1 pseudogene is annotated in these 409 nt (G+C 47.2%); it reads right to left on the bottom strand.

From position 1 onward, the window contains the following. Nucleotides 1-409: pseudogene (locus A3750_RS04095) on the bottom strand (diguanylate cyclase); the annotation flags it as partial.

Raw genomic sequence — 409 nt, 5'->3', positions numbered from 1 at the left:
CTAGCAATCTGATCCCAGTTTTGGATCTGAAGCGTCATATAGCTGGTCGCGCCACCTCTTGCATCGGCATGCTTTTGTACTCTTGTGACTGCATCGCAAGCATGAGCGGTGTTGCCTAAACCGGTTGCTTCATCACGACCCTTCAATGCAAGCAGTTTGTTGACTTCTTGCTGCATCGTCGCATTGCGTTTTTGAGCGTGATTAAGGGCTGCGCTCGTGCGAAGGCCAGCTTTAACCCGAGGGATAAGTTGTTGATTCAGCTCTGACTTCAGAATGAAATCATCCATGCCATTTTCCAGAGCATGGTTTAGAGAGTCATTCCCGTCTTTAGCCGTAATCAATAAGCAGTACGTAAAATGATGGTCAGAGTCAATTTCGCGAACATTTTGGCAAAGTTCAATGCCGTCCA

Source organism: Oleiphilus sp. HI0079 (genome assembly GCF_001635105.1).
Note: the sequence above shows the minus strand (reverse complement) of the source record. Positions and strands in the feature narration are given on the sequence as shown.